This window comes from Bacillus nitratireducens, assembly GCF_001884135.1.
In the GTDB taxonomy this organism is placed as follows: domain Bacteria; phylum Bacillota; class Bacilli; order Bacillales; family Bacillaceae_G; genus Bacillus_A; species Bacillus_A nitratireducens.
Map to the genome: position 1 here is coordinate 38377 of NZ_MAOC01000081.1, position 25902 is coordinate 64278.

The 25902-nt window shown below is 35.7% G+C and carries 26 protein-coding genes and 1 pseudogene; 22 read left to right on the plus strand and 5 right to left on the minus strand.

Annotated features, from left to right (window positions below; genetic code table 11):
* Nucleotides 1-17: 17 nt before the first annotated feature.
* Entirely contained in the window at nucleotides 18-1433 is a 1416-nt protein-coding gene (spoVR, locus tag BAU23_RS21525) for a stage V sporulation protein SpoVR (protein WP_071735126.1), read from the plus strand.
* A 109-nt stretch (nucleotides 1434-1542) separates the two neighbouring features.
* A complete protein-coding gene (locus BAU23_RS21530; protein ID WP_071735127.1) occupies nucleotides 1543-2805 on the plus strand; it encodes a neutral/alkaline non-lysosomal ceramidase N-terminal domain-containing protein in 1263 nt (420 codons plus the stop codon).
* Nucleotides 2806-2933: 128 nt separating this feature from the next.
* Here BAU23_RS21530 and BAU23_RS21535 read toward each other — a convergent pair whose 3' ends face one another.
* On the minus strand, nucleotides 2934-3407 hold the full coding sequence (locus tag BAU23_RS21535) for a MarR family winged helix-turn-helix transcriptional regulator (protein WP_000350028.1): 474 nt from the start codon (nucleotides 3405-3407) through the stop codon (nucleotides 2934-2936).
* 145 nt (nucleotides 3408-3552) lie between these two features.
* Here BAU23_RS21535 and BAU23_RS21540 point away from each other — a divergent pair, with 145 nt between their 5' ends.
* From BAU23_RS21540 to BAU23_RS21590, 11 genes are all read left to right on the plus strand, one after another.
* Nucleotides 3553-4137, plus strand: a complete 585-nt coding sequence (locus tag BAU23_RS21540) for a DUF3238 domain-containing protein (protein WP_000247259.1) — start codon at nucleotides 3553-3555, stop codon at nucleotides 4135-4137.
* A gap of 132 nt (nucleotides 4138-4269) precedes the next feature.
* Nucleotides 4270-4854, plus strand: a complete 585-nt coding sequence (locus BAU23_RS21545) for a DUF3238 domain-containing protein (RefSeq protein WP_001284286.1) — start codon at nucleotides 4270-4272, stop codon at nucleotides 4852-4854.
* Nucleotides 4855-5120: 266 nt separating this feature from the next.
* Nucleotides 5121-6785, plus strand: coding sequence for a CoA-disulfide reductase (cdr, locus tag BAU23_RS21550; RefSeq protein WP_000087571.1), 1665 nt, complete (start codon nucleotides 5121-5123; stop codon nucleotides 6783-6785).
* A gap of 184 nt (nucleotides 6786-6969) precedes the next feature.
* Nucleotides 6970-7233 (plus strand): metal-sensitive transcriptional regulator, encoded by a 264-nt coding sequence (locus tag BAU23_RS21555; RefSeq protein ID WP_000456201.1) that lies wholly within the window; start codon nucleotides 6970-6972, stop codon nucleotides 7231-7233.
* A gap of 88 nt (nucleotides 7234-7321) precedes the next feature.
* Nucleotides 7322-7882, plus strand: a complete 561-nt coding sequence (locus tag BAU23_RS21560) for a sulfurtransferase TusA family protein (RefSeq protein WP_000023999.1) — start codon at nucleotides 7322-7324, stop codon at nucleotides 7880-7882.
* A 38-nt stretch (nucleotides 7883-7920) separates the two neighbouring features.
* A complete protein-coding gene (locus BAU23_RS21565; protein ID WP_071735128.1) occupies nucleotides 7921-9057 on the plus strand; it encodes an MBL fold metallo-hydrolase in 1137 nt (378 codons plus the stop codon).
* A gap of 21 nt (nucleotides 9058-9078) precedes the next feature.
* Nucleotides 9079-9309 carry a sulfurtransferase TusA family protein gene (locus BAU23_RS21570; protein ID WP_071735129.1) on the plus strand — a complete coding sequence of 77 codons (231 nt, stop codon included), beginning with the start codon at nucleotides 9079-9081 and terminating at the stop codon, nucleotides 9307-9309.
* Between the two features lie 30 nt (nucleotides 9310-9339).
* Nucleotides 9340-9702 (plus strand): rhodanese-like domain-containing protein, encoded by a 363-nt coding sequence (locus BAU23_RS21575; protein ID WP_001092308.1) that lies wholly within the window; start codon nucleotides 9340-9342, stop codon nucleotides 9700-9702.
* 15 nt (nucleotides 9703-9717) lie between these two features.
* Nucleotides 9718-10014, plus strand: a complete 297-nt coding sequence (locus BAU23_RS21580; RefSeq protein WP_000661801.1) for a rhodanese-like domain-containing protein — start codon at nucleotides 9718-9720, stop codon at nucleotides 10012-10014.
* Between the two features lie 72 nt (nucleotides 10015-10086).
* Nucleotides 10087-10566: a DsrE/DsrF/DrsH-like family protein gene (locus tag BAU23_RS21585; protein ID WP_000437716.1), complete on the plus strand. Its 480-nt coding sequence runs from the start codon at nucleotides 10087-10089 to the stop codon at nucleotides 10564-10566.
* A gap of 33 nt (nucleotides 10567-10599) precedes the next feature.
* Nucleotides 10600-11358, plus strand: coding sequence for a sulfite exporter TauE/SafE family protein (locus BAU23_RS21590; protein ID WP_016128746.1), 759 nt, complete (start codon nucleotides 10600-10602; stop codon nucleotides 11356-11358).
* A gap of 39 nt (nucleotides 11359-11397) precedes the next feature.
* On the opposite strand, the gene BAU23_RS21595 is transcribed toward BAU23_RS21590, so the two are convergent.
* Both BAU23_RS21595 and BAU23_RS21600 read right to left on the minus strand, forming a co-directional pair.
* The gene (locus BAU23_RS21595) at nucleotides 11398-11832 is read right to left on the minus strand and encodes a YbjN domain-containing protein (RefSeq protein WP_000642367.1); all 435 of its coding nucleotides are present in this window, start codon (nucleotides 11830-11832) and stop codon (nucleotides 11398-11400) included.
* A 148-nt stretch (nucleotides 11833-11980) separates the two neighbouring features.
* On the minus strand, nucleotides 11981-13183 hold the full coding sequence (locus BAU23_RS21600; protein ID WP_000437397.1) for an LCP family protein: 1203 nt from the start codon (nucleotides 13181-13183) through the stop codon (nucleotides 11981-11983).
* A 314-nt stretch (nucleotides 13184-13497) separates the two neighbouring features.
* Between BAU23_RS21600 and BAU23_RS21605 the strand changes: the two genes are divergently transcribed.
* Nucleotides 13498-14496 carry a YhdH/YhfP family quinone oxidoreductase gene (locus tag BAU23_RS21605; RefSeq protein WP_071735130.1) on the plus strand — a complete coding sequence of 333 codons (999 nt, stop codon included), beginning with the start codon at nucleotides 13498-13500 and terminating at the stop codon, nucleotides 14494-14496.
* Between the two features lie 35 nt (nucleotides 14497-14531).
* Here BAU23_RS21605 and BAU23_RS21610 read toward each other — a convergent pair whose 3' ends face one another.
* Entirely contained in the window at nucleotides 14532-16187 is a 1656-nt protein-coding gene (locus tag BAU23_RS21610; RefSeq protein WP_071735131.1) for a Na/Pi cotransporter family protein, read from the minus strand.
* A 373-nt stretch (nucleotides 16188-16560) separates the two neighbouring features.
* Nucleotides 16561-17763, minus strand: a complete 1203-nt coding sequence (locus tag BAU23_RS21615; RefSeq protein WP_071735132.1) for an MFS transporter — start codon at nucleotides 17761-17763, stop codon at nucleotides 16561-16563.
* Between the two features lie 319 nt (nucleotides 17764-18082).
* On the opposite strand from BAU23_RS21615, the gene BAU23_RS21620 reads away from it, so the two are divergent.
* From BAU23_RS21620 to BAU23_RS21655, 8 genes and pseudogenes are all read left to right on the plus strand, one after another.
* Nucleotides 18083-19171 (plus strand): DUF871 domain-containing protein, encoded by a 1089-nt coding sequence (locus BAU23_RS21620; protein ID WP_071735133.1) that lies wholly within the window; start codon nucleotides 18083-18085, stop codon nucleotides 19169-19171.
* Nucleotides 19172-19317: 146 nt separating this feature from the next.
* The gene (locus BAU23_RS21625) at nucleotides 19318-21258 is read left to right on the plus strand and encodes a BglG family transcription antiterminator (RefSeq protein ID WP_000169814.1); all 1941 of its coding nucleotides are present in this window, start codon (nucleotides 19318-19320) and stop codon (nucleotides 21256-21258) included.
* A gap of 111 nt (nucleotides 21259-21369) precedes the next feature.
* On the plus strand, nucleotides 21370-21690 hold the full coding sequence (locus BAU23_RS21630; RefSeq protein ID WP_000131329.1) for a PTS lactose/cellobiose transporter subunit IIA: 321 nt from the start codon (nucleotides 21370-21372) through the stop codon (nucleotides 21688-21690).
* Nucleotide 21691: 1 nt separating this feature from the next.
* Complete coding sequence (locus BAU23_RS21635; RefSeq protein WP_000275637.1) at nucleotides 21692-21997, plus strand: PTS sugar transporter subunit IIB; 306 nt, start codon at nucleotides 21692-21694, stop codon at nucleotides 21995-21997.
* Nucleotides 21998-22074: 77 nt separating this feature from the next.
* Complete coding sequence (locus tag BAU23_RS21640) at nucleotides 22075-23385, plus strand: PTS sugar transporter subunit IIC (protein ID WP_001013047.1); 1311 nt, start codon at nucleotides 22075-22077, stop codon at nucleotides 23383-23385.
* Nucleotides 23361-23639, plus strand: a complete 279-nt coding sequence (locus tag BAU23_RS21645; RefSeq protein WP_000900036.1) for a hypothetical protein — start codon at nucleotides 23361-23363, stop codon at nucleotides 23637-23639. Before BAU23_RS21640 ends, BAU23_RS21645 begins: the two co-directional genes overlap by 25 nt.
* On the plus strand, nucleotides 23629-24714 hold the full coding sequence (locus BAU23_RS21650; RefSeq protein ID WP_071735134.1) for a DUF871 domain-containing protein: 1086 nt from the start codon (nucleotides 23629-23631) through the stop codon (nucleotides 24712-24714). Before BAU23_RS21645 ends, BAU23_RS21650 begins: the two co-directional genes overlap by 11 nt.
* A gap of 108 nt (nucleotides 24715-24822) precedes the next feature.
* A pseudogene (locus BAU23_RS21655) lies at nucleotides 24823-25659 on the plus strand (HEAT repeat domain-containing protein); the annotation flags it as partial.
* Nucleotides 25660-25902: the final 243 nt, after the last annotated feature.

The following is a 25902-nucleotide window of genomic DNA, read 5'->3' on the forward strand; positions in this document are numbered from 1 at the left end:
TGTAAGGAGGGAAAATAATGAGAGCAAGTGACGATAAAGCACTACAATATGCGATTGCTGAAATTACGGAAATTGCGACTGGATTTGGTCTTGATTTTTATCCGATGCGCTATGAAGTATGTCCAGCGGAAATTATTTATACATTTGGTGCATATGGGATGCCGACGAGGTTTTCGCATTGGAGTTTTGGAAAGCAATTTTTCAGAATGAAATTACAATACGATTTGGGACTTAGTAAAATTTATGAACTCGTTATTAACTCTGATCCATGTTACGCCTTTTTATTAGATACGAATTCTTTAATTCAAAATAAATTAATCGTGGCGCACGTTTTAGCACATTGTGATTTCTTCAAAAATAATATTCGTTTCTCTAATACGAAACGCGATATGGTGGAGAGTATGGCAGCGACCGCAGATCGTGTGAAGGCGTATGAACATAAGTATGGAAGAGGAGAGGTAGAAACATTTTTAGATGCCGTACTTGCCATTCAAGAACATATTGATCCATCGCTTATGCGTCCGAAACTTGCTTGGAGTATTGGAGATTTAGAAGAGGATGTAGAAAAGAAAAAGATATCACAGTACGATGATTTATGGAATTTAGATGATCGAAACAAAAAGAGGGAACGACCTAATATGCATAAAAAGAAGAAAATCCCACCGCAGCCAGAAAAAGATTTACTCCTCTTTATTGAAGAATATAGCCGTGAGCTAGAAGAGTGGCAGCGCGACATATTAACGATGATGCGCGAGGAAATGTTATATTTCTGGCCACAGCTTGAAACGAAGATTATGAATGAAGGCTGGGCTTCCTTCTGGCATCAACGTATACTTCGTGAAATGGACTTAACATCTTCTGAAGCGATCGAATTCGCGAAGCTTAACGCAGGTGTCGTACAGCCATCAAAAACAAGTATTAATCCATACTACCTCGGTATTAAAATGTTCGAAGATATTGAAGAGCGCTATAATAACCCGACAGAAGAAATGAAGCGACGCGGTGTGAAGCCTGGTTCTGGTCGTGACAAAATCTTTGAAGTAAGGGAAATTGAATGGGATGTATCGTTCCTAAGAAACTATTTAAATAAAAAACTTGTAATGAGAGAAGATATGTACTTATTCCAGCGCCAAGGAAAAGAATATAAAGTAATTGATAAAGAATGGGAGCATGTGCGTGATCAACTTGTAAATATGCGTACTAATGGAGGTTTCCCGTACTTAGTAGTAGAAGATGGAGACTACTTAAAGAATGGGGAATTGTACATTAAACATAGCTATGAAGGAATTGAACTAGATTTAAAATACTTAGAAAAAGTATTACCGTACCTTCATCAGTTATGGGGAAGAACGGTGCATATGGAGTCGATTGTGGAGAGTAAGGGCGTTGTGTTTTCTTATGATGGGAAGATGGTGCATCGGAAGTATGTGTGAGGAAAAGAACGGACATAGAAATGCTATGTCCGTTCTTTTTTATTTGGAACAAAGTTAAATATGCTATTCTTGAAGAAAGGGAGTTATATATAGAAATGGAGCAATTCAAATGAGCAAAATAGGGGTATGCAAGGTGGATATTACGCCGCCTTTAGGTATTGATTTTATCGGATATCATAGAGAAACAGGGATTAATAATATTGAAGAGCGTATCTATGGGACGATCTTTGTGTTTGAAAAAGATGAAATGAAGACTGTGTTTATAAGTATTGATAATATTGGGATGTTAGTAGAAGATACGAATATTATTCGTGAGCGAGTAGCGAGTAGGCTTCATGTACCATTTGAGCGAATAACAGTTGTTTATACACATACACACTCTGGTCCGGAAACAGTTGGTGATCAACCTTTACTAAAGTCGTATAAAACGATTTTACTAAATAATGTAGTGCAAGGTGCTATTACTGCGAATAATAATATGCGGTTATGTGAAGTTGGCTGGGGTGTTACGACAGGTGATATTGGAGTAAACCGAAGAGAGAGAACACCTGATGGAAAAGCAAAGATGGGCACAAATATAGAAGGTATTGTAGATAAAAGAATTGGTGTTTTAGCAATGAGAAATGCTGAATCAAAGGAGTTAGTAGGGATCGTTGTATTTTGCACTGCGCATCCGAATGTTTTAAAAGGTGATAGTGATGTATTATCAGCGGATTATCCAGGAATGACGAGAGAGATTCTTGAGAAGATAGTAAACTGTCCTGTTATTATCGTTCAAGGTGCTGCTGGAAATGTGAATGCGAAATATCGCGGTTCAAGGGAAGCATTAAAACAAATGGCTTACACACTTAGTGGACATGTATTAACGATGTTGCCAATAGTTACATATAGCCCAATTATAAATTTAAGAACAATTTCGAGTACGATGCAAATGAAGTTGAAGGATATTCCCGAAATTGATGAGATACGAAGCATGGCTCAATTAGCGGAGAAGCAGTGGGGCGTGAATACGGATGAATGGCTTACTATCGTTTTAGAGAAATATAAGCAAGGTATTCGGCAGTTAAGTGTTGATTTAGAAGTTCAACTGTTTCAAATTAATGATGGTATGTTCTCTGGGATACCGATGGAACCTTTTTCAGAAACTGCGTTAGAAGTGAGAGAGAGTCTTCAAAATGAACTAGCTTTCTTTGGTGGGTATACGAATGGATATATTGGTTACTTACCGACAAAAGAGGAGTATGCATATGGTGGGTATGAAGTGGAATTAAATCCTGTTGTGTATGGGCCGGTTACAAACTTGTTGATGCCGCCAGAGGAGAATACGGCGGAGTTGATTGTACAGAGAGTTATAAAATTACATAATGCGTAAAATATAGACTCTCATATATTTAATATGAAATTTAAAGGAAACAATAATTATTAGTAAGAATGTAGAAAACGAATCCGTTTTGAAAAAGAATAATCAAAGTGGATTCGTTTTTTATATGGAGTTTTTGTTTACCAAACAGGTCGTATGCTCGATGATAATTTTCCTGTATTTTCTTTAGTAACGAATGTTGTTAAATCCTCTTTAAGCATTTGCATTCGTTCTGCACCTATGTTTGCAATCCATCGTTGTTCTATTTCAGCTACTATTTCTTCTTTTGCTTTCATTACTGCTAAACCACGCTCGGTTAAAACAATGATTTTACCTCTTTTATCAGTAGGATGCGTTTGGCGTGTGACATAACCACTGTTCTCCAGAGAATCTACCATTTTACTTATGGCCTGTTTTGAAACCCCTAAATATTCAGCTAGTTCTATACCGGTTGCTCCATTAGGAAGGATGCGTTTGAACATAAAACCGTGTGCTGGCCTAATATCTTCAAATCCCAATTCACTTAATCTATCATGTAGTTCAGTAATTAATGTACTGAAAGATAATGATAAAAGTGAAGTAAGGTCTAGTTCGTTAAATGTTTGATGATCCATATATATAACCTCCGCGATTGTAGTCAATTAAGTTGACTATAGGTGAAACCTATTGTACTATACAGGATATAGTCAATCAAATTGACTATATGTTAGTGATAGAGCAAATAATGATTTATCTAAATAGAAGCAATGGAGGTTTCACATGGTTAATATCGTTAAAATCAGAGGGAGTGTATTTGCACCATATGCATCGCTGGAACCTATTAAGGATCCTGCAACAGGAAGAGCGTTTGAATATGCTGGAGATGCACGTGAATTTGCACCATACGCTGTGAACACAAAGCGCTCAAGATTAGAACAAGAAGTGATTGTTGATTTTTATAAAAGAGAAATTTTCACATATGCAGATGCTTGTATCGTCACTGTGAAGATTACAAATCCAGATGGCTCAATTGAGTATCAAAAGGGAGAAACAAGTACAGATAACATTGCATGTACAAACATTGTATGGAGTAAAGATGAAGTTTCATTTGAAATGAGAGCAAGTGCAAGTAATCCTTTAAACGCGGCAGCACCTGCAGCTGATTATTTTTTGACTATACGAGTTAATGAAAGTGGTACTGTGCATGTTGAAGGTGTACATGATGGTTTCCCTTGCTATGAATTTTATAAACAATTAGACTTTGGTTCATTTGAATTAATATACACGCATGATTTCAGAGAAACGGATGATACCCCAGCAGCACTAGCGGGAGAAATGGAATATAGTTTTAAAACGACAATCTAATAAATATAGCGCTATTTTTCAGAAGGAAGTAGCAAATGTAAAAGAGAAGGCTATTGATTATGGGAACGAAATTGTGGTCTGTTTTACTCCATAGTATGCAGTATCTAAAATAAAATTATAGAGGTGTTTCTTATGGCCAATATCGTTAAAATTAGAGCCAACGTATTTATTCCAATGTCTTGGACAGAACCGAAGAAGGATGTACAAACAGGGAAAGTAATCCAATTCGAAGGTGATTCACGTGAATTTACACCACATGCGGTAAATACTATGCGCTCTAGAGTTGAGCAAGAGGTAGTAGTGGACTTTTATAAAGAAGAAGTGTTTTCATATGCAAACACGGGTATTACGACAGAGAAGGTCACAAATCCAGATGGTTCTGCGAATAAAAGAACAGGAAAAGCGAGTACTGAAAATATTGTGTGTACGGATATTTCATGGAATTCTGACGGTGTGCAATTCAAAATGAGTGCAAGCGCTAGTAATCCGTTAAATATGTATGCCCCTCCTGTGGACTATTTATTAACTGTATGTGTGAAAAAGGATGGTAGTATCGATATTCAAGGAGAACATGATGGATTCCCTTGTTTCGAATTTTATAAGCAAGTAGATTTCGGTTCATTTGAACAAATTTATACACATGATTTTAGAGAAACTGGTGATACACCTGAAGCGTTAGGTGGAGAAATGGATTATAGTTTTACAAAGAGTTTATAGGAAGTATGACAAATTACTTCATTCGTAAATGAATTCAGCCGTCAAAAATAAGTATTACTCCATACTACGCCGCCTTTAGGCATGGATTCAATCATACAGAAAAGAACTTGGAGCTATCTAAGTTCTTTTTTGTTTCGAATTTGTGAACAAAAGATATATATATTGAAAATGATTTTTGTATATTTTATTATATACCCATACGGGTATGAGTTTTTGTTTGTAATACATGAAGAAATTAAATAATAAACAACATGGAGGTTTGAAATATGTCTAGAAAAATTGTTGTAGTAGGTGGAGTTGCGGGCGGGGCATCGGTAGCTGCAAGGCTTCGTCGATTAAGTGAAGAAGATGAAATTATTATGGTTGAACGCGGTGAATATATTTCATTTGCAAACTGTGGATTACCATACTATATTGGCGGTGTAATTACAGAAAGACAAAAACTATTAGTGCAGACAGTTGAAAAGATGTCAAAGCGCTTTAATTTAGATATACGTGTATTGAGTGAAGTAGTAAAAATTAATAAAGAAGAGAAAACAATTACTATAAAGAATGTAACTACAAATGAAACATATAACGAGGAATATGATGTTTTAATTCTTTCACCAGGGGCGAAACCAATTGTTCCACCTATTCCGGGTATTGAGGAAGCGAAGGCGTTGTTTACGTTACGAAATGTACCTGATACAGATCGTATTAAAGCGTACATTGATGAGAAGAAACCACATCATGCGACGGTTATTGGTGGTGGATTTATTGGAGTGGAAATGGTTGAAAACTTAAGAGGACGAGGACTTGATGTTACTCTCGTAGAGATGGCCAATCAAGTGATGCCACCGATTGATTATGAAATGGCGGCATATGTACACGAGCATATGAAAAAGCACAATGTTGAGCTTGTTTTTGAAGACGGTGTAGATGCATTAGAGGAGAAGGGGAGTATTGTACGTCTAAAGAGTGGGTCAATTATAAAGACAGATATGATTATTTTAGCAATTGGTGTACAACCAGAGCGTAGTTTAGCGAAGGATGCAGGATTAGCACTAGGAGTTAGAGGAACGATAAAAGTAAATGAAAAATTTCAAACGTCGGATTCTCATATATATGCAATCGGTGATGCGATTGAAGTGAAAGATTTTGTTACAGAAACAGAAACGATGATTCCTTTAGCGTGGCCAGCTAATCGTCAAGGTCGCATGTTAGCAGATATTATTCATGGACATACGGATTCTTTATATAAAGGTACGATGGGAACTTCTATAGCTAAAGTTTTTGATTTAACAGTTGCTTCGACTGGAGTAAATGAGAAAATATTAAAACGATTAAATATACCCTATGAGGTAGTACACGTACAAGCAAATTCCCATGCTGGATACTATCCGAATGCTACGCCAGTACTAATAAAATTAATTTTTAATAAAGAGAGTGGAAAAATTTATGGAGCACAGGCTTTAGGACGTGACGGGGTAGATAAGCGTATCGATGTTATTGCAACAGCGATGAAGGCGAATTTAACTGTAATTGATTTACCGGATTTAGAATTATCATATGCACCACCGTATTCTTCTGCAAAAGATCCAGTAAACATGGTAGGGTATGCGGCAAGCAACATAGTAGATGGTTTTGTTGATACAGTACAATGGCATGAAATTGATCGTATTGTTGAAAATGATGGATATCTAATTGATGTTCGAGAGCCTAATGAATTAAAGCAAGGAATGATTAAAGGTTCTATTAATATTCCATTAGATGAATTACGTGATCGCTTGGATGAAGTGCCATTAGATAAAGAAATATATATTACTTGTCAGCTTGGTATGAGGGGATATGTTGCAGCACGTATGTTAATGGAAAAAGGATATAAGGTAAAGAATGTAGATGGTGGCTTTAAATTATACGGAACAGTATTACCAGACCGGATTGTATATTGATATTTGTTCATCTTTCAATTCAAAATTTGGTGGAGGATGAACCCCATGGATTAAGGTTTCACTTTTTGTTTTGCGAACATGTAGGATGAAAAATAAAAATAGGGGTTTACAAAATACCCTGTAGGGTATAATATATTGTCATAAGTTATAAATGGTGACATAATGGTAATGAGGTGATTGTAGAATGGAATATAATCAAGATATGAAAAATAGATTGAAACGTATTGAAGGTCAAGTTCGTGGTGTGCTTCGCATGATGGAAGAGGGAAAAGATTGCCGAGATGTTATTACACAGTTAACTGCATCCCGTTCTGCACTTGATCGTACAATTGGACTCGTTGTGGGAACAAATTTAGAGCAATGTTTACGTGAGCAGTTTGAGACAGGTAATGGCTCAAATGAAGAGTTAATTAAAGAAGCGGTTCAATTACTTGTAAAAAGCAGATAATCTGTCAAACGTATGTGTTGACAGATTTTCAAAAACATTTCATTATACCCCTACAGGTATATGTATAATAATTAGGGAGGAAATGATTATGAGTATAAAAGTTGATACGAGTTTAGACTGTAAAGGCTTGGCTTGCCCGATGCCAATTGTGAAGACAAAAAAGGCGATGGAAGGGTTGGCATCAGGGCAAGTTATTGAAATAGAGGCGACAGATAAGGGTTCTACGCTAGATATTCAAAGTTGGTCAAATAAAGTAGGGCATCAATATATTGGAACGAAACAAGAGGGAGATATATTAAAGCATTATGTAAGAAAAGCACACGAACATGAAGTAAATGAAGTTGTGAAGTATCCTCATACGATTACGAATGCGGAATTGCAAGATCTATTATTAAGTGGTGAAGAGTGTACTGTATTAGATGTTCGTGAAACGGCGGAATTTGCCTTTGGCCATATTCCATCTGCCATTTCTGTTCCATTAGGTGAAATAGATAGTGCTAGGTTAGACCATGTGAAGCCAATTTATGTTGTTTGCCGAACTGGTAACCGTAGTGATGCAGCTTGTCAAATGTTGAAAGAGGAAGGTTATTCAAATGTGAAGAATGTCATTCCAGGTATGTTAGAGTGGCAAGGGAATGTGGAAAAATAAAATTTTTTAAATCGAAATATACCTATGGGGGTAATAAGATGAGTGTTAAACCGTTACATGCAAAAGATGTTGCAGAGAAAGTTTTATTCGGAGAGTTGTTTATTTTAGATGTTCGGAATGAGACGGATTATGAAGATTGGAAAATTGAAGGGAAACAAATTTCTTCTATAAATAAACCGTATTTTGATTTATTAGATGGTGTAGATCATATTGTAGAGGAATTGCCTAAGGAGAAAGAAATTTTAGTCGTATGTGCGAAAGAAGGTTCTTCACAGTTTGTTGCTGAGCAATTGTTAGATGCTGGTTTCAATAATGTTTATTATTTAGCTGGCGGTATGAAAGCTTGGAGTGAATATGTGAAGCCATTAAAAGTAGGAGATGTACAGGGCGAGGGAAGTATATATCAATTTAATCGCCTTGGAAAAGGGTGTTTATCTTATATGGTCATTTCAAACGGTGAAGCAGCAGTCATTGATGCGGTGAGAACAATTGAAGCATACGAAGATTTTGCAAAAGAGCACGGAGCTACTATTACTAACGTAATGGATACACATCTACATGCAGATCATATTTCTGGTGGGCGTAAGTTAGCTGAAAAAGTAGGCGGTACGTATTGGTTACCTCCAAAGGATGCGGAGGAAGTCGTTTTCTCATATAAACCGCTTGTTGAAGGAGCTGTCATTACGGTGGGGGGTACCAAAATTGAAATTGACGCATTATACTCACCGGGGCATACGATTGGAAGTACATCATTTATTGTAGATGATTCCTATTTATTATCAGGCGATATTTTATTTGTAGATTCAATCGGGCGTCCAGATCTTGCTGGGAAGGCGGAAGACTGGGTAGGGGATTTACGAAATACTTTATATAAACGTTATAAGGAATTATCTCAAGATTTAATTGTTTTACCGGCTCATTATTCAAAAATAAGTGAAATGGACGACAGAGGTATTGTGAGTGCGCGTTTACAAGATTTATTTAAGGAGAATGTAGGATTAAATATTGTCGATGAGGTAGAGTTTCGTAAAACGGTGACAGAGAACTTACCGCCTCAGCCGAATGCTTATGAAGAAATTCGTCAAACGAATATGGGTAAGATTTATCCGAGTGTGGAAGAAGAGCGTGAAATGGAGATTGGTCCAAATCGTTGTGCAGTTCATGATTCATTATAAAATAACAAACTGGAGGAATAGATGATGAATGTAAAACAAGTATTAGATGCGAAAGGTTTGGCATGTCCAATGCCGATTGTAAGAACGAAAAGAGCGATGGATACTTTACAAACTGGAGAAGTGTTAGAAGTACATGTAACGGATAAAGGGTCGGTAAAGGATATTCCAGCGTGGGCAAATAAAGGTGGTCATGACATCGTAAAGCGTGTAGAAGAAGCTGATGTGCTGAAATTTTGGATTAAGAAGGCGTAGTAGTTTTATAAATGTAGAGAGGTTGGTTATATGAATACAATATTAAGTACGCTTTTCATTGTACTTGCTGCAGGGTTTGTTATTTCACGTTTTTTACCGGTGAAAGGTGTTCAAAATATAAGTGGGAAAGAATTAAAGAGTATAGCAGGAAAAAAGGGGAAACAATTTATCGATGTTCGTACAGTAGGTGAATATAGAGGAAATCATATGAAAGGATTTCAGAATATCCCGCTAAATGAGTTAGCGAGTAAGGCAAATCAGTTAGATAAAAATAAGGAAGTAATCGTTATTTGTCAGAGCGGGATGAGAAGTAAGCAAGCAGCAAAAGTATTAAAGAAATTAGGATTTCAGCACGTTATCAATGTTTCAGGTGGTATGAATGCTTGTAATTAAGAAGGAGATAGAAAAATGAAAGAAATGACTGCAAAAGAGTTAGAAGAAAAATTGTTACGTAAAGAAGCAGTAAATATTGTAGATGTACGTGAAGTAGAAGAAGTAGCTGAAGGGAAAATTTCAGAAGCATGTAATATTCCACTAGGCCTATTAGAATTTCGTATGCATGAGTTAAATAAAAATCAGGAATATATTATTGTTTGTCGCTCTGGTGGAAGAAGTGCAAGAGCAGTTCAGTTTTTAGAGAGCTACGGTTTTCGAGCAATCAATATGGTAGGTGGTATGTTAGCTTGGGAAGGTAAAGTCATATAGGACTGAGGTAAATGATTTCAGCCTTTGTACAAACAAATAAATACCCCTATAGGTAATCGGAGGGAAAACAACATGGAACAACAGAAGAAAACAACAATCGTTTTATTTAGTGGAGATTATGATAAAGCGATGGCTGCTTATATTATTGCAAATGGCGCAGCGGCGTACGATCATGAAGTGACTATTTTTCATACTTTCTGGGGTTTAAATGCTCTTAGGAAAGATGAGCATGTGAACGTAAAGAAAACATTTATAGAGAAAGTGTTTGGAAAAATGATGCCGCGCGGTGTAAATAAGATGGGATTATCAAAAATGAATTTTGCTGGTATGGGGCCAAAGATGATTAAAGGTATTATGAAGAAGCACAATGCGGTGCCTTTGCCGGATTTAATTGATTTGGCGAAAGAACAGGGAGTTAAGCTTGTAGCTTGTCAAATGACAGTAGATTTATTAGGGTTAAAAGAGGAAGAGATTATGGAAGGGGTAGAATTTGCTGGGGTAGGAGCATATTTAGCAGATGCTTCGGATGGAAATGTAAATTTATTTGTTTAGATTACCTTCTTTTTAGAAGGCGAGGGGTACAATATGAGTTTAACAGTACTACTATTTATTATTGGGTTTATAGGGTCATTCATATCAGGGATGGTTGGAATTGGCGGTGCAATCATTAATTATCCGATGATCTTATACATTCCAGTATTGCTAGGATTTACTGGCTATACATCACATGAAGTGAGTGGTATTACAGCGATTCAAGTGTTCTTTGCAACTTTTGCAGGCGCGTGGGCGTACAGGAAAAGTAACGATATGGATAAAACTTTAGTTGTGTATATGGGAGCTAGTATATTAATAGGAAGCTTTGTAGGTAGCTTTAGCGCGAATTCATTAAATGAGCATGCTGTAAACATTGTTTACACATTACTAGCTACTATTGCGGCCATTATGATGTTTGTACCGAAGAAAAATAATAGCAGAGCAGTTAATTATAATAAATGGTTAGCAAGTATGTTAGCGTTTATTGTAGGAAGTGTTTCCGGCATTATTGGGGCAGGTGGTGCATTTCTTTTAGTCCCGATTATGCTAGTTGTTTTAAAACTACCAATACGTACGACAATAGCAACATCTATCGCTATTACGTTTATTTCCTCGGTAGGGATTACGACGGGGAAAGTGATTACTGGACAATTAGTTGTTATGCCAGCTCTTATCGTTGCGATAGCAAGTTTATTTGCCGCTCCTCTTGGGGTGAGAGTAGGGAAGAGAGTGAATCAAAAGGTTTTACAATATGTATTGTCTATTTTAATTGTAGGCACCGCTATAAAGATGTGGATCGATATGATATGAATAAAAAAGGATGGTGCTGCTTGCAGCCCATCCTTTTACTTATGCCCAAATAACTTTCATTAAGTTTTTATACTCGTCATTTGCTAATTTATATAGCATTCTCGTATGTTCAAAGACAAGTGCTGGATTAAAGTTTGGTTCTGAGAATGCAAGAGATGTTGAAATATCAATTGCATTTTGCTTATTTAGCGTGAATTTTGCAAATCGGTAAGATGTGTTTAATTCATTGATGACGTGTAAAATGTCATTTGTCGAATCAGGTACGTGAGCAACATTGAAGCAGTATATATCCACAGTAGGATTTTCGCTGTCGAAAGCAGCGATAAGTTGAATTTTTGCGCCAGCTTCTGTTTCTAGTCCTACTGAGAAATGTACAGAACCATCATTTTCATCTATATTTTCTTCCATATATATATCGTTTGATTTTAAGTACTCTTTAAAATCTGAAATGTTATGTTTTACTGCAGCTTTCATATGTGTGAGCCCCCTGATAATTGGAATAGATTACTATTATTTATTATAATTTAAAAATATTAAAAAAGATAGTTGGAAAGTTCTGATTTTTTGTTTTGAAAGCATTAAAAAGAAGCAGTGCTCTATGGAGATAGAGCACTGCTTCACTTTATTCATTGTCATTAGTCGATGTTTCTGTATCTTCACTGTTATTCTTATTTTGAGTCTCATGGTTACTTGATTCGCGTTCACTCGTATTTTCAGACGTAGATTCTTTTGTTTTCTCTGAGCTTGTTTTTTTTGAATCAGAATCAGATTTTGTATAGGCAGGTAGTCCAAGGTGACTACGAAGTTCGTTTGTAACATTAGCTAATTCTTTTTTATCTGGATTGTAATAGTAAGTTCGGCCACCACCAGCTGACTTACTACATGTATCATCACCTTTTGCCATGTAACAATCTTCACCTTCAATTTGTAATTTCTCAATTGAAGAATCTGCTCCATATTTATAGAATGAAAGCATATCGTCGAATGTTAAGTTTGTAACGAATTGTCCGTTAATATCATCAATGATATTACCAACTTTTGTTACAGATCCAACACTTGTTAGTTTCTTTAAAATAGCTTCAATAACAAGTTGCTGACGTTGTCCACGCATTGCATCACTATCAATGTGCCTTGTTCTAGCAAGAGCAAGTGCTTCTTCGCCATTTAACTTTTGAACACCTTTTTGCAGGTGAATTGCCTCAGCATTATCGTTGCTATCTTGCTCAGTAAATTCAACGGGTACATCAACTTCAATACCGCCTAAGTCATCGACGATTTTTATAAATGATTTAAAGTTGAATTTTACAAAGTAATCGACAGGAACATTCATTAATTTTTCAACTGCATCAATGCTTGCTTGTGGTCCACCATCTTTTCCGTTTTTAGCAGAACCGAATGCATGAGCGTGTGTAATTTTATCTTTTTTCTTTTCTACTGGAATATAAGTATATGTGTCACGTGGAATACTTAATAGTTTAACAGTTTTGCTATCTTTATTAAAAGTTGCAAGTAATAGTGCATCCGTTCTTATAGCTTCACCGTATTCTTTCCCACGGACATCGCTTTCATCAACACCCATGATTAAGACAGATACATTGTTTGTAATAGGTTTTACAGCCTTATCACGTAAATCAGATTTATCACCGCGCGCTAAATCGTGTGCGGCATTTCGAATAGCAGAAGATGCTTTATTTGCTAAAAACCAAGTATAACCGCCGCCTACTATTAAAAAGAATAGAATAGCGCTTATAATAATTTTTATTTTTTTCTTACTTTTTTTCGGTTTATTGCGTGTATTTTCTTGCAAAGATGGGTTTTGCTCCATTTCCTGTACTCCTTCATTTGGATTGAAATACGACACTCATATCCACTTATTATAATGAAATTTAGCGAAAAAAAACATTACAAATCATTTACATTTCGTAAAAATTCAATTTATTTATAAAAAGTCAGATTTTATATATTTTATTTTTGAGATGTAGAATAAGTATAAGTTGTTTTAGTAGAAATGAAAATATGCAATGTGAGAAAGTGATAGAGAAGTAAGATTTGTTGAAATATAGCCAAGAAGATGTGATGAGCTGTATATGTACTTCTTATATAATAAAGAAAGATTTTACGGATGAAGGAGAGAGCATAATGAATAATACATCATTCCGAGCAATTGTCGTGAACGAAAAAGAAAATAATCAATTTGAAAGAAAGCTTGTTGAGAGAGAAATTAATAGTTTACCTGAAGGAGATGTGCTAATACGGGTTCATTACTCTTCATTAAATTATAAAGATGCCCTTTCAGCTACGGGTAACAAAGGTGTAACGAGAACATACCCTCATACACCAGGCATTGATGCAGCGGGAGAGGTAGTTAGTAGTGAAAATAACGCCTTTCAGGAAGGCGATCAAGTTATTGTAACTGGATATGATTTAGGTATGAATACTTCTGGTGGTTTCGGAGAATATATTCGCGTGCCATCATCTTGGGTTGTTCCTTTACCAAAAGAAATGTCTTTGAAGGAAAGTATGATGTACGGGACAGCCGGTTTTACAGCTGCCTTATCGGTATATAAGCTCATTAGAGCGGGAATTACGCCTAGTAGGGGAGATGTTTTAGTAACGGGTGCTACGGGCGGAGTAGGCAGTGTAGCAGTTAGTATTTTAGGGAAGTTAGGATATAACGTAGTAGGGGCAACGGGAAAAAGAGAAGAGAAAGAGATGTTGCTACGTTTAGGTGCAAAACAGATGATTCACCGCGCGGAGTTGAGTGATGAATCAGGAAGACCGATGCTTAAAGGAATATACGCTGGGGTTGTCGATACTGTAGGCGGAAGGATGTTAGAAACAGCTTTAAAATCACTACAGTATGACGGTTGTGTCACGACGTGTGGTAATGTAGCGGGGCAGGAGTTAAATACAACGGTATACCCATTCATATTACGAGGTATTAGCCTTTTAGGAATAGATTCAGTGCAATGTCCAGTAGACATGAGAAGAGAAGTGTGGGCATTGTTAGCGACCGATTGGAAAAACTTAGAGCTATTATCTTATACAGAAGAATGTACATTAGAAGAATTAGATGAGAAGTTTGCGCTTATACTGCAAGGAAAGTTAAAAGGAAGAACGGTTGTAAAGATGAAATGAAAAAAGAGACGCTCATTTGAGCGTCTCTTTTCCCATTATAATGATTGTTTTAAATTGATTTTTCCTTGTTCACCTAAAACACCATCAGCGATATTTACAGCGTGATCACCGATACGCTCTAAGTTACTTACCATATCAACGTAGATGATACTTGCATCACCTGAACAGCTACGTTCGTTTAGACGTAATACGTGACGTTTACGAAGAACACGTTCCATTTGGTCAATTTTACGTTCTTTTGCAATAACCGTTTGAGCTAGTTCAGTATCGAAGTTTGTTAAAGCATTGATTGCATCTTGTAATGTTGAAATTGTTAACTCAAGCATTTCATTTAATTCAGCTAGTGCTTCGTTTGATAGTGAAACACGGTTTGAAATTTGGAAATCTACAAGTTCTACAAGGTTTTCTACGTGATCACCGACACGTTCAATATCTCCAACGACACCTGCTAGAACTGAATGCTTTTCAGAGTCTGTTGGTGAAAGTGGTTTTTCTGATAGTAAAACTAAATACTCGATAATTTTTTTATCTAAATTGTTAATAGCTCCTTCTAATTGAGTAGCCATGTCAGCATGTTTTTTATCTTGTGTATTTAAAAATTGGTTTGCTTCTTTTAATCCATGTAATGAAAACTCAGCCATACGGATGATTTCTTTTTGAGCTTCTGTTAAAGCAATAGCTGGAGATTGCTCAATAAAGATTGGATTTAAATGTTGCGGTTTGAAATCAATAGCAGAATCTTCGCCGCGAATAAGTTTTGTTACAATCCATGCTAATACAGCGATGAATGGGAATTGAATAATGGCATTTGTTACGTTAAATGTTCCATGTGCAAATGCGATTGTCATTTCTGGATTTAAGTTTAATGATGTTTGGAAATATTGAATTAAATTTGTAAATGGTACTAATAAAATCGTAAAGATGATTGTACCGACGATATTAAAGATAACGTGAACTAATGCTGCACGTCTTGCTGCAATAGAAGTACCGATTGCTGCTAATATTGCTGTAATTGTTGTACCGATGTTATCACCGAATAATACAGGAAGAGCAGCTTGTAAATCGATTGCACCCTGGCCGAATAGTTCTTGCAAAATACCGATTGTTGCACTTGAACTTTGTACAACTAAAGTGAAGACTGTACCAACAATGACTCCTAAAATTGGGTTATCACTCATGCTAACCGTTAATTCTTGGAATGATTCTAAAGAGCGAAGAGGCTTCATACCTGCACTCATCAATTCTAAACCGAAGAATAACATACCAAAACCGAATATTACTTGACCTAAAGAATGTACTTTTTTATTTTTAAAGAAGAATAGTAAGATTGCTCCAACTGCCATAATTGGAAGAGCGTATTCTCCGATTTTAATCCCGATAATAAATGCAGTAACTGTCGTTCCAATGTTTGCACCCATAATAACACCGATTGCTTGTCTTAATGTCATAAATCCGGCACTTACAAGTCCGACTGTTAAAGCGGTTGTTCCTGAACTTGATTGAATTAATACTGTAACTAACATACCTGCTAGTACACCCATAAGAGGGTTTGTTGTAAAACGATCTAGAATATCGCGAAGACGATCTCCAGCAGCTTGTTGCAGTCCATCGCCCATGTATTTAATCCCGAATAAGAAAATACCTAATCCACCAATGAACTGGAAGATCATATCTTGAATATTGTATTCCACGCATTCCACTCCTTAAATTTCATGTACGATGTAATTATTAACTAAACCTTGAGGCACTGTAAACGGTTTATCAGTAAAATTTACACTAAATTTACAAAGGGATAAAAAGTTTACAAATCTTTAAAGAAACACCTGGATTTAATTGGTTTTTAACTTTTGTAAATTGTATTTTTGTAAAGAAGTCACACTTTTTAGAATAATATTTTTTGATTACATATGAAAAAAAGCGTCTGCGATTTCATCGTATATTTTTTGATGAAAGTTAAAAAAATATGTAGGGAAATGCCTGTAGTTTTATACCATCGAAAAATGGGGAATGTTTAACGTGTATTGATTAGTATGAGGTTATTGTGGGATGAAAAAAGCCACTGAATTATCCAGCAGCTTTTTCTTTATTTTTATCTCCATGCTTTTGTTTTCTTATACTTGTAATATAAATGAACAAGAAAGCAATAAGTAATAAAGAGGAATAACGATATACAGTTGCATAGTTTGTAAAATGAGCAATGAACCCAAAAATAATCGCTCCAGCACCAATTCCAAGATCAAATGCTGAGAAGAATGTTGCTGTTGCTACTCCTCTTCGGTGTGGTGCTACTCGGTCAATCATCCACGCTTGTAGTGCTGGTTGAATTGCTCCGAAACCACTTCCGTAACACGCTGCGGCAATAATTAAGCTCGGAATTGTAGTTGTATACGACAATAAAATAATACCTGTAAACGTAATAATAACTCCTGGAATGATGACGAATGTATGGCCTTTCGTATCATATAATTTTCCAGAGAACGGGCGGGTTACAGCGATTGCAAGTGCATTAAATAAAAAGAAGAGGCTAATATCAGCAATCCCGACTTCCGTAGCAAATAATGTGATAAAGCTCCCAATTCCCCCGTACATTAATGTAATACATAATATTAATAATGAAGGAAGTAAAGCTTTACGCTCAATAAATCCATCGAGAAAGGTACCAGATGTTTGCTGTGGTGGTTGCGGCGATTTTTTGATTTGAAGTAGTTTCGTTAATATTAATGAAACTATTGTGCATGAAAGTGCACATAAAAAAAGAATCGTGAAGTTATATGCTTGCATAAGCCAAAGTCCGATAAGGGGACCGAGCGCCATGGCAATAGTTCCAGAAAGACCGAAATACCCCATGCCTTCACCGCGGCGAGCTTGCGGAATTAAGTCTGAAACGACAGTTCCATATGTAGTCGTTGTAATACCAAAACCAGCCCCGTGTAAAATTCGAACGGCAAGTAATAGGAAAACGGTTGAAGCGAAAAGATAACTGCCCATGGCGAGTAAACAAATAGCGGTACCGATCATTAAAATGATTTTTTTGTTGAATTTTTGCAAGGCATTTCCAGTTAGTGGCCTAATAAAAAGTGCTGCAACGGTAAACATACCGACAACGAATCCGATATTTGAACTTGTGCCCCCAATTTCTTTCACATAAACAGGTAAAGTTGGAATTAACATTTGAAATCCTAAAAACATGCATAAGTTTGCTAGAATTAGCGCAATAAACTCTTTCGTCCATAACGGTTCTCGTTTTACGAGTACTGCCTCTCCCATATATTCATCCCCTATATAAAAGTTTTCTCTGTTCTTTCGAGTATATGTATTGGTCAACATAACAGTCAAGGAAGGTGTCTTGAAAGCGGATAACAATTTTTCAGGTGAAAAACTGACAAATTTGTGTAAAGGCTACACAACTATGAAAAAAAGATGTAAAGTATAGATGTATAGACTAGTAGTTGTTATGAATGATAGAAATTGTTTTTTCTTTAAAGAAAGCGGATTCAAATTGTGGTGGATGAGAAGGGGATATATACTTTTTCGCTACATATATTTGAAAAGGTTTACAAAACAATGAAGAAAGAGGCGTGTACATATGAGACGATTAGGTATTTCTATTTATCCGGAACATTCAACGGTAGAGAAAGATAAGGAATATTTAACATTGGCAAGTAAATACGGATTTACACGTGTGTTCACATGTTTACTATCTGTAGATGGAGAAAAAGAGAAAATTATCGAAGAATTTAAAGAAACGATCTCTCATGCGAATACATTAGGGTTCCAAGTATTAGTTGATATTAGTCCAACTGTGTTTGAACAACTAGGTATTTCGTATAACGATTTATCGTTCTTCCATGAACTAGGTGCTTATGGTATTCGTTTAGATGTTGGGTTCTCAGGTTTAGAAGAATCAATTATGACGTACAATCCATATGGCTTAAAAATTGAGATTAATATGAGTAACGGTACGAAGTATGTAGATAACATTATGAGTCATAGACCAAATCGTGAAAATTTAATTGGTTGTCATAATTTCTATCCACACCGTTATTCAGGATTATCATACGATCATTTCATTAAATGCTCGAAACAATTTAAAGATTACGGTATGAGAACCGCTGCTTTTATTTCATCATTCGATGCAACATACGGACCTTGGCCAGTAACAGAAGGCTTATGTACGTTAGAGCAGCATCGTGAATTACCGATGACAACACAAGCGAAGCATTTATTTGCGACAGAATTAATTGATGATGTCATTATTGCAAACGCTTATGCATCAGAAGAAGAATTACAAGCACTAGGTGCATTAAATAAAGAGAAACAAACATTTGATATAGGATTATATGATACAACAACAGAACTAGAAAAAATTATCGTATTAGACGAACCACATTTTTATCGCGGAGATGTATCTGAATATATGATTCGCTCTACACAAAGTCGTGTGAAATATAAAAAAGAAGAGTTCAAACCGCATAATACGCGCGAAATTAAGCGTGGTGATCTTTTAATTGATAATGAACAGTATGGTCAATATAAAGGTGAATTGCAAATTGCTTTAAAAGATATGGTGAATACAGGAAAAACAAATGTAGTTGGCCGAATTGTAGAGGAAGAAATTTTCTTATTAGATTATTTACAAGCTTGGGATAAATTTGGATTTACACTAAAGAAATAATGAGAGCGAGATAAAGTGAAGCTTTAATCAGTGGGAATGTAGTTCATCCTCACTGATTATTAACCTTCACTAATCGGGATAAAAGGGAAAAAACTACTGATTTCAGTGGCTTTTTCCCTTTTATATAAAGAGCGAGAGGAAGAGCTATGACAAAAGTGCATCAGCGATTAATTTCTATTTTAGAGGAGTTTTTAGAAGAGAAATCGATGTTAAATCGAGCTTTTTTAGCGAGCCGTTTACATGTATCAACGAAGACGATTCAAAAAGATATAAAACTATTAAATGATATATTGGAAGAACACGGAGCGAAAATTGAATCGCAAAGAGGGACTGGATACGCACTAGAAATTATACAAACGAAGAAGTTTGAAGAGTTTTGCGTGAGTCTATTTCAAAAACAGACGGAAAAGATCCCAACTTCTTATGAAGAAAGGATAGCGTACATCCTGCAACGTATTTTAACGACAGAGGGATATGTGAAGCTTTCACAGTTAGCAGAGGAGATTTATGTGAGTAAATCGACTGTAAATTTAATCATGAAAGATGTTACAGATATATGTGGTCGCTATAAACTGCAAATTGAAAAGAGACCGTATTATGGTATACGTATTGTGGGAGAGGAGTTTAATATTCGTTCTTGTTTATCACAATATGGTTTACCGCGTTATGACCATACTCCGTTTCATGAGCAATTTGAGAAGAGTGATACATATTTATCGTTACCTCATATATCGCTTATCCGTTCGGTTATATTAAAGTATATTGAGGGAGGAACGATATATTTATCAGATATAGAAATTGATAATTTAGTCATTCATATTGCAATTGCATTAAGGCGTTGTGAAGATCAGCATTATATGAAAGGACTGAATGCGAAGCAAGCCGAACTTATAATAAAGAAAGAATATACGATTGCGAAACAGATTGTAGGAGATTTAGAGAAAGAGTTGAATCTTTCATTTCCAGAAGAAGAAGTTTTATATGTGACGATGCATTTATTAAGTACTGCTGTTACAGCGAAAGATCGTTATGAAAATGTGGAAGAATTATTAGGAAAAGATCTATATGCATTCATGCAACATATTCTTTTTAAAGTGGCGGAAGAACGGAATCTTACTTTTTATTATGATGAGGAATTATTATTTGGGTTTGGTGTTCATTTAAAAACATTATTAAACCGTTTGAAATATAAATTAAATACGAGAAATCCTCTTTTGGCAGAAGTGAAAAAGAATTATCCATATGCCTTTGAAATTGCGGTTCTTGTTGGAGACATAATTGGTGAATATACGGGTGAGTCGATTCCGGAAAGTGAAATTGGTTATATTGCTATTCACTTCGGCGGAGCGATGAGTCGTTTGCAAGAAAAGAATCAAAAGAAAAGATGCTTATTAGTTTGTGCGACTGGCCAAGGGAGTGCACAGCTATTGAAATATAAAATTCTATCACAGTTCCGAGATAAATTAGAGATTGTAGGGATTACAGGCTATTATCAATTGAAGGTAGAAGAACTTTACAAAGATAAAATAGATTGTATTATCAGTACGATTCATATACCGAGTGGTTTGCCTGTGCCAGTTATAAAAGTGAATTCAATATTTGATGATAAAGAGATTAAATCGATTGGTCAGCAGTTATTTACTCATGTGAATACTAGTGTGCAGCAATATATTAAGGAAGATTTGATCTTCTTAAATCATATTGCCTCTACAAAAGAAGAGGTTATTCAGTTTTTATGTGAGAAAGCTGCTTTGAAAGGTTATGTACCTGCAAACTTTTATGATTCTGTTATGGAAAGAGAGAATACATCTCCGACATCGGTTGGAAATTTAGTTGCGATTCCGCATCCGATGCAGTTATTAAGTGAGAAAACATTTTTGATGTTTTGTACACTTGATAAAGCAGTTGACTGGGGAGATAAGAAAGTACAAGTTATTATTTTATTTAGTGTAAAGCGCAATAATAATGAAGATTTACAAAAGCTTTATGATTTTTTATACGATATTATGTCTAGTCAAAATACGATAGAGAAATTAATTCAGGCTGAAGTAATTGCAGATTTCCAAGAGATATTATTATCTTTATAAGAAAAGTATATAAAAACTTCCGTTACACAACGGAAGTTTTTTATGTTTAATTGTATGCGTTTTCATAATAAGATAAAAATATAGAAAAAACATAGCTTGGGGGAATTTAAAATGACTGATATGCAAACTCCATTTGCGTTAATTTTACATGGTGGCAACGCGAGAAGCGCGGCACTTGAAGCAATCGCTTTTGCAAGACAAGGAGATTTTGAGAATGCGAGTGAAAAGATGACACTTGCTAGTGAAGAAATATCATCCGCTCATCGCATTCAAACAGACTTAATTCAAGAAGAAGCAAGAGGAAATCATGCAGAAATCAGTTTACTGTTAGTGCATGCACAAGATCATTTAATGAATGCCATTACAGTGAAAGAACTCGCTGAAGAATTTATTACTCTTCATAAACGAGTGGAAGAGAAAGTGACAATATAAGATGTACATTTTATTATGTTGCGCGGCAGGTATGTCAACGAGTATGGTTGTAAGAAAAATGCAAGAAGAGGCAAAGAAACAAGGGAAGGATTATAAAATTAAAGCAGTCGATTCAGAACTTGTGAAACTGGAAATAAAAAATGCTGATGTTGTTTTAATTGGACCACAGGTGAAGTATTTGTTTCCAGCAGTAGAGTTTCTTGCGAAATCTTACGATATACCAGTTGCAATAATAGAACAACGAGATTATGGCATGTGTGATGGTTTGAAAGTACTTAAGCAAGCAGAACAATTAATTTTAGCGTAATTATATTTTTTTAAACATAAACATTATAATGTTATAACTTTTTAATTTCACCACATTGAACATAGGGAGGGTTATCGATGAATGGTTTTATGAGTTTTATGGAACAGAAGATTATGCCGACAACGCAAAAGATTGCGGGGCAACGACATTTATTAGCAATTCGAAACGGAGTTATTTCTACGTTACCGTTAACGATTGTCGGATCATTTTTCGTTATCTTTTTAAATTTACCAATTGATGCATATATGGAGTGGATTGCACCGTTTCGCCATATTTTAGATATTCCATTCCGATTTACAGTAGGATTAATGGCATTATACGCAGCGTTTGGGGTAGGGGCTTCACTCGCGAACTTTTATCAGCTCAATCAATTAAGTGCAGGATTATTATCTGTACTCGCCTTTTTACTAGCATCAGTTGAACCAATTCAAATAACAAAAGCTGTACCAGGTGTTATTGATGCAGGTAGATATATTTCAGTAGGAACATTAAGTGCAACTTCTTTATTCGGAGCAATTGTTACAGCATTAATTGCAGTAGAAATTTATCACTTTATGATTAAGCATAATATCTCGATTAAATTACCAGACAGTGTACCACCAGCAGTTGCAAACTCGTTTGCAGCATTAATTCCAACTTTAGTCGTTATTCTTTTATTCTGGGGTATTCGTTACGGTTTGAAATTTGATGTGAATACAACAATCACATATTTAATCGCACCACTAAAATCAGTATTAGTAGGAAATAATTTATTCGGTGGTTTATTAACAGTATTCCTAATCGTATTCTTCTGGTCGTTCGGTATACATGGCCCAGCGATTTTAGGACCAATCATTCGTCCGATGTGGGATTCAGCAATTCTTGAAAATATGGAAGTATTCACGGCTACAGGAAATGCACATCAGTTACCAAACTTATTTACAGAGCAATTTATTCAATGGTTCGTATGGATTGGTGGATCAGGCTCAACATTAGCTTTAGTTATTATGTTTATGTTCTCTAAATCTAAGTTCCTAAAAGAGTTAGGTAGATTATCATTCGTACCAGGTTTATTCAATATTAACGAACCGATTATTTTCGGGGCGCCGATTGTAATGAACCCAATCTTAATTATTCCATTCGTTATAACGCCGTTAGTTACAACGACAGTATCATATTTCGCAGTTGTTTCAGGTATGATTCCGCTCATGATGGCGAAACTGCCATTTACGATGTTAGCACCAATTGCAGCGATTATTAGTACGGACTGGACCATTATGGCTGGTGTACTTGTACTTATTAACTTTGTTATCTCATTCGTTATTTACTACCCATTCTTCAAAATGTATGAGAAACAACAAGTAGCAGGAGAGGAGAAAACAGAATGCTCGGAGCAATTATCATCTTAATTACATTCGTAGCGGGGCAGTGTATTGCACATTATTCAAAATGGGTACAAAGTAAATCTTTATTAGTGTTACTACTCGTATCAATTGTATTTATCGGTAGTTCAATGGGTGCCTATGTAATGTTAGGGTTACAATCACCGTACGTAATCATTGTACCAACGATTTTATGTGCAACATGTTTATCTGCAAAATATAGATTTACGAGCATGGCATTAATACAACGTGTGAAGGAGATGCAAAAGCATGGAGCGTAAATTAGGAATTTCACTTTATCCAGAGCATTCAACGAAAGAAAAAGATATGGCATACATTTCGGCAGCGGCACGCCACGGTTTTTCAAGAATATTTACTTGTTTGTTGTCTGTGAATCGCCCGAAAGAAGAAATTGTAGCTGAATTTAAAGAAATTATTAATCATGCAAAAGAGTACAATATGGAAGTTATTTTAGATGTAGCTCCGGCAGTATTCGATCAACTTGGTATTAGCTATAGTGATCTATCATTCTTCGCAGAGTTAGGTGCAGACGGTATTCGATTAGATGTAGGATTTGACGGATTAACAGAAGCAAAAATGACGAACAACCCGTACGGTTTAAAAATTGAGCTAAACGTAAGTAATGATATTGCCTATTTAGAAAATATTCTTTCGCATCAAGCGAATAAAGCAGCTTTAATTGGTTGCCATAATTTTTATCCGCAAAAATTCACTGGTCTTCCGTATGATTATTTCATTCGCTGTAGTGAACGCTTTAAAAAACACGGTATTCGCACGGCAGCCTTTATTACGTCACATGCAGCTGAAATCGGTCCATGGGATATTAATGACGGATTATGTACGTTAGAACAACATCGTAACTTACCGATTGAAGTACAAGCGAAACATTTATGGGCAACAGGGCTTATTGATGATGTTATTATCGGAAATGCTTATGCGAGTGAAGAAGAGTTAGAGAAACTAGGAAACTTAAATCGTTACATGTTACAGCTAAAGGTACACTTTGTAGACGAAGCGACTGAAGTAGAGAAAAAAGCGACACTGCAAGAATTACACGTAAGACGCGGCGACATAACAGAATATATGGTACGTTCTACAGAAGTACGCAAAAAGTACAAAGACTATGACTTCCCAGTGCGCGAAAGTGTACGACAGGAAAGAGGGCAAGTTGTAATTGGTAACAACTCATTTGGTAAGTATAAAGGTGAACTACAAATCATCTTGATAGAAATGCCGATAGATGAACGGAAAAATATTGTCGGTACAATTGCTGAAGAGGAGTTATTCTTATTAGATTATGTAGGAGCCTGGACACAGTTTACTTGTGTGGAATAGGGAAGGGCAGGAGAGGATGCTATGGCATCCTCTTTTTTCTGTTGAAATAGTAGTCTATCGTATATAGAATGCAAAGAGATATATTTAACTTGGACGGGGGAGAAGGAGATGGAAGAGTATATAGATGATTTATTAAGGCGAATGGCCGATGAAGAGACAGATATATGGCATCGTGCATATGATGAAGCAAAAGAGCTAAATGACCTATTAACTTTTCCTTATTTACAGGAGAAGTTAATAAAAGCAAAAAAGGTATCTATGAAGAAAGATATTTATTATTTAATGACGAAACTCGCTGTAAATACGAAAGAAATCTGTATTGCTGATTACCTTATAGATCGTTTGGAATATGAAGAGAGCCCGACTCTGTTAAGTGAATTACTTAGTAATATTTATCCGTTGCCAGAAGTAAGTAGTACAAATAAAATTATTCCTTATATTTATCATAAAAACGATAGTGTTCGTTTTTGGGCAGTTTCTTCCTTAAAGTTATATAAATCGTTAGAAGCGGAACGTGCGTTGCTAAAGTTGCTGGATACTGAAGAAAATAAAGATGAGATTACAAATATTTGTTATACGTTGCTTGAGATTGGAACAAATCAATCGATTCTTCCATTAACAAAGCTTTTATATAGGGATAGTGCTTATGTTCGTTCAACCGTTATTGAAGTGTTAGCAAAAATAGGGGGATCGGACTTACAAATAGTCTATATTGAAGCTTTAAAGGATAGAAATGTTATGGTGAAATACGAAGCTGTTCGAGCTATTTATGCATATGGAGATGAAATGGCGACTAAGCCAATTTGCGAACGTGTAACTAAAGTTGTTTCTAGAAGACGCAAAAATGAAGTAGAGCCTACTGATGAATCAGAGATCGTCATCGCTCTCCGTTTCTTACATAAGTTTGCCGATCAAGAGGAAGTTTTAAAGACGTTTGGTAAAGTGAAACTTTAATCAGTGGGGGTTTTGTTCATCCCCCACTGATTATTAGTTGAACCAATCGGGCGTTTACGGGCAGTTAATCACCCACCTAACTACTTTGCTCCAGCCGAATTTTGAGGTGGGAGTTTTACTGCCCGTTAATGCGGGATAAAGTATATAAAAAACGAGGAAACTTGTTTATGTCAGAGAGAAAATGGCTTCGGGATAATATTAGTTACTTTCAAGAGAAAGAAAGAATATAAGAAT

Excerpts from the sequence above, each read along its gene's own strand:
- BAU23_RS21545 (WP_001284286.1), top strand. The coding sequence starts at position 4,270 with ATGGCCAATATCGTTAAAATTAGAGCCAACGTATTTATTCCAATGTCT.
- BAU23_RS21600 (WP_000437397.1), bottom strand. The coding sequence starts at position 13,183 with ATGGAGCAAAACCCATCTTTGCAAGAAAATACACGCAATAAACCGAAA.
- BAU23_RS21575 (WP_001092308.1), top strand. The coding sequence starts at position 9,340 with ATGAATACAATATTAAGTACGCTTTTCATTGTACTTGCTGCAGGGTTT.
- BAU23_RS21650 (WP_071735134.1), top strand. The coding sequence starts at position 23,629 with ATGGAGCGTAAATTAGGAATTTCACTTTATCCAGAGCATTCAACGAAA.
- BAU23_RS21615 (WP_071735132.1), bottom strand. The coding sequence starts at position 17,763 with ATGGGAGAGGCAGTACTCGTAAAACGAGAACCGTTATGGACGAAAGAG.
- BAU23_RS21625 (WP_000169814.1), top strand. The coding sequence starts at position 19,318 with ATGACAAAAGTGCATCAGCGATTAATTTCTATTTTAGAGGAGTTTTTA.
- BAU23_RS21540 (WP_000247259.1), top strand. The coding sequence starts at position 3,553 with ATGGTTAATATCGTTAAAATCAGAGGGAGTGTATTTGCACCATATGCA.
- BAU23_RS21585 (WP_000437716.1), top strand. The coding sequence starts at position 10,087 with ATGGAACAACAGAAGAAAACAACAATCGTTTTATTTAGTGGAGATTAT.
- BAU23_RS21635 (WP_000275637.1), top strand. The coding sequence starts at position 21,692 with ATGTACATTTTATTATGTTGCGCGGCAGGTATGTCAACGAGTATGGTT.
- BAU23_RS21535 (WP_000350028.1), bottom strand. The coding sequence starts at position 3,407 with ATGGATCATCAAACATTTAACGAACTAGACCTTACTTCACTTTTATCA.
- BAU23_RS21620 (WP_071735133.1), top strand. The coding sequence starts at position 18,083 with ATGAGACGATTAGGTATTTCTATTTATCCGGAACATTCAACGGTAGAG.
- BAU23_RS21565 (WP_071735128.1), top strand. The coding sequence starts at position 7,921 with ATGAGTGTTAAACCGTTACATGCAAAAGATGTTGCAGAGAAAGTTTTA.
- spoVR (WP_071735126.1), top strand. The coding sequence starts at position 18 with ATGAGAGCAAGTGACGATAAAGCACTACAATATGCGATTGCTGAAATT.
- BAU23_RS21570 (WP_071735129.1), top strand. The coding sequence starts at position 9,079 with ATGATGAATGTAAAACAAGTATTAGATGCGAAAGGTTTGGCATGTCCA.
- BAU23_RS21590 (WP_016128746.1), top strand. The coding sequence starts at position 10,600 with ATGAGTTTAACAGTACTACTATTTATTATTGGGTTTATAGGGTCATTC.
- BAU23_RS21595 (WP_000642367.1), bottom strand. The coding sequence starts at position 11,832 with ATGAAAGCTGCAGTAAAACATAACATTTCAGATTTTAAAGAGTACTTA.
- BAU23_RS21580 (WP_000661801.1), top strand. The coding sequence starts at position 9,718 with ATGAAAGAAATGACTGCAAAAGAGTTAGAAGAAAAATTGTTACGTAAA.
- BAU23_RS21645 (WP_000900036.1), top strand. The coding sequence starts at position 23,361 with ATGCTCGGAGCAATTATCATCTTAATTACATTCGTAGCGGGGCAGTGT.
- BAU23_RS21630 (WP_000131329.1), top strand. The coding sequence starts at position 21,370 with ATGACTGATATGCAAACTCCATTTGCGTTAATTTTACATGGTGGCAAC.
- BAU23_RS21530 (WP_071735127.1), top strand. The coding sequence starts at position 1,543 with ATGAGCAAAATAGGGGTATGCAAGGTGGATATTACGCCGCCTTTAGGT.
- BAU23_RS21640 (WP_001013047.1), top strand. The coding sequence starts at position 22,075 with ATGAATGGTTTTATGAGTTTTATGGAACAGAAGATTATGCCGACAACG.
- BAU23_RS21605 (WP_071735130.1), top strand. The coding sequence starts at position 13,498 with ATGAATAATACATCATTCCGAGCAATTGTCGTGAACGAAAAAGAAAAT.
- cdr (WP_000087571.1), top strand. The coding sequence starts at position 5,121 with ATGTCTAGAAAAATTGTTGTAGTAGGTGGAGTTGCGGGCGGGGCATCG.
- BAU23_RS21560 (WP_000023999.1), top strand. The coding sequence starts at position 7,322 with ATGAGTATAAAAGTTGATACGAGTTTAGACTGTAAAGGCTTGGCTTGC.
- BAU23_RS21555 (WP_000456201.1), top strand. The coding sequence starts at position 6,970 with ATGGAATATAATCAAGATATGAAAAATAGATTGAAACGTATTGAAGGT.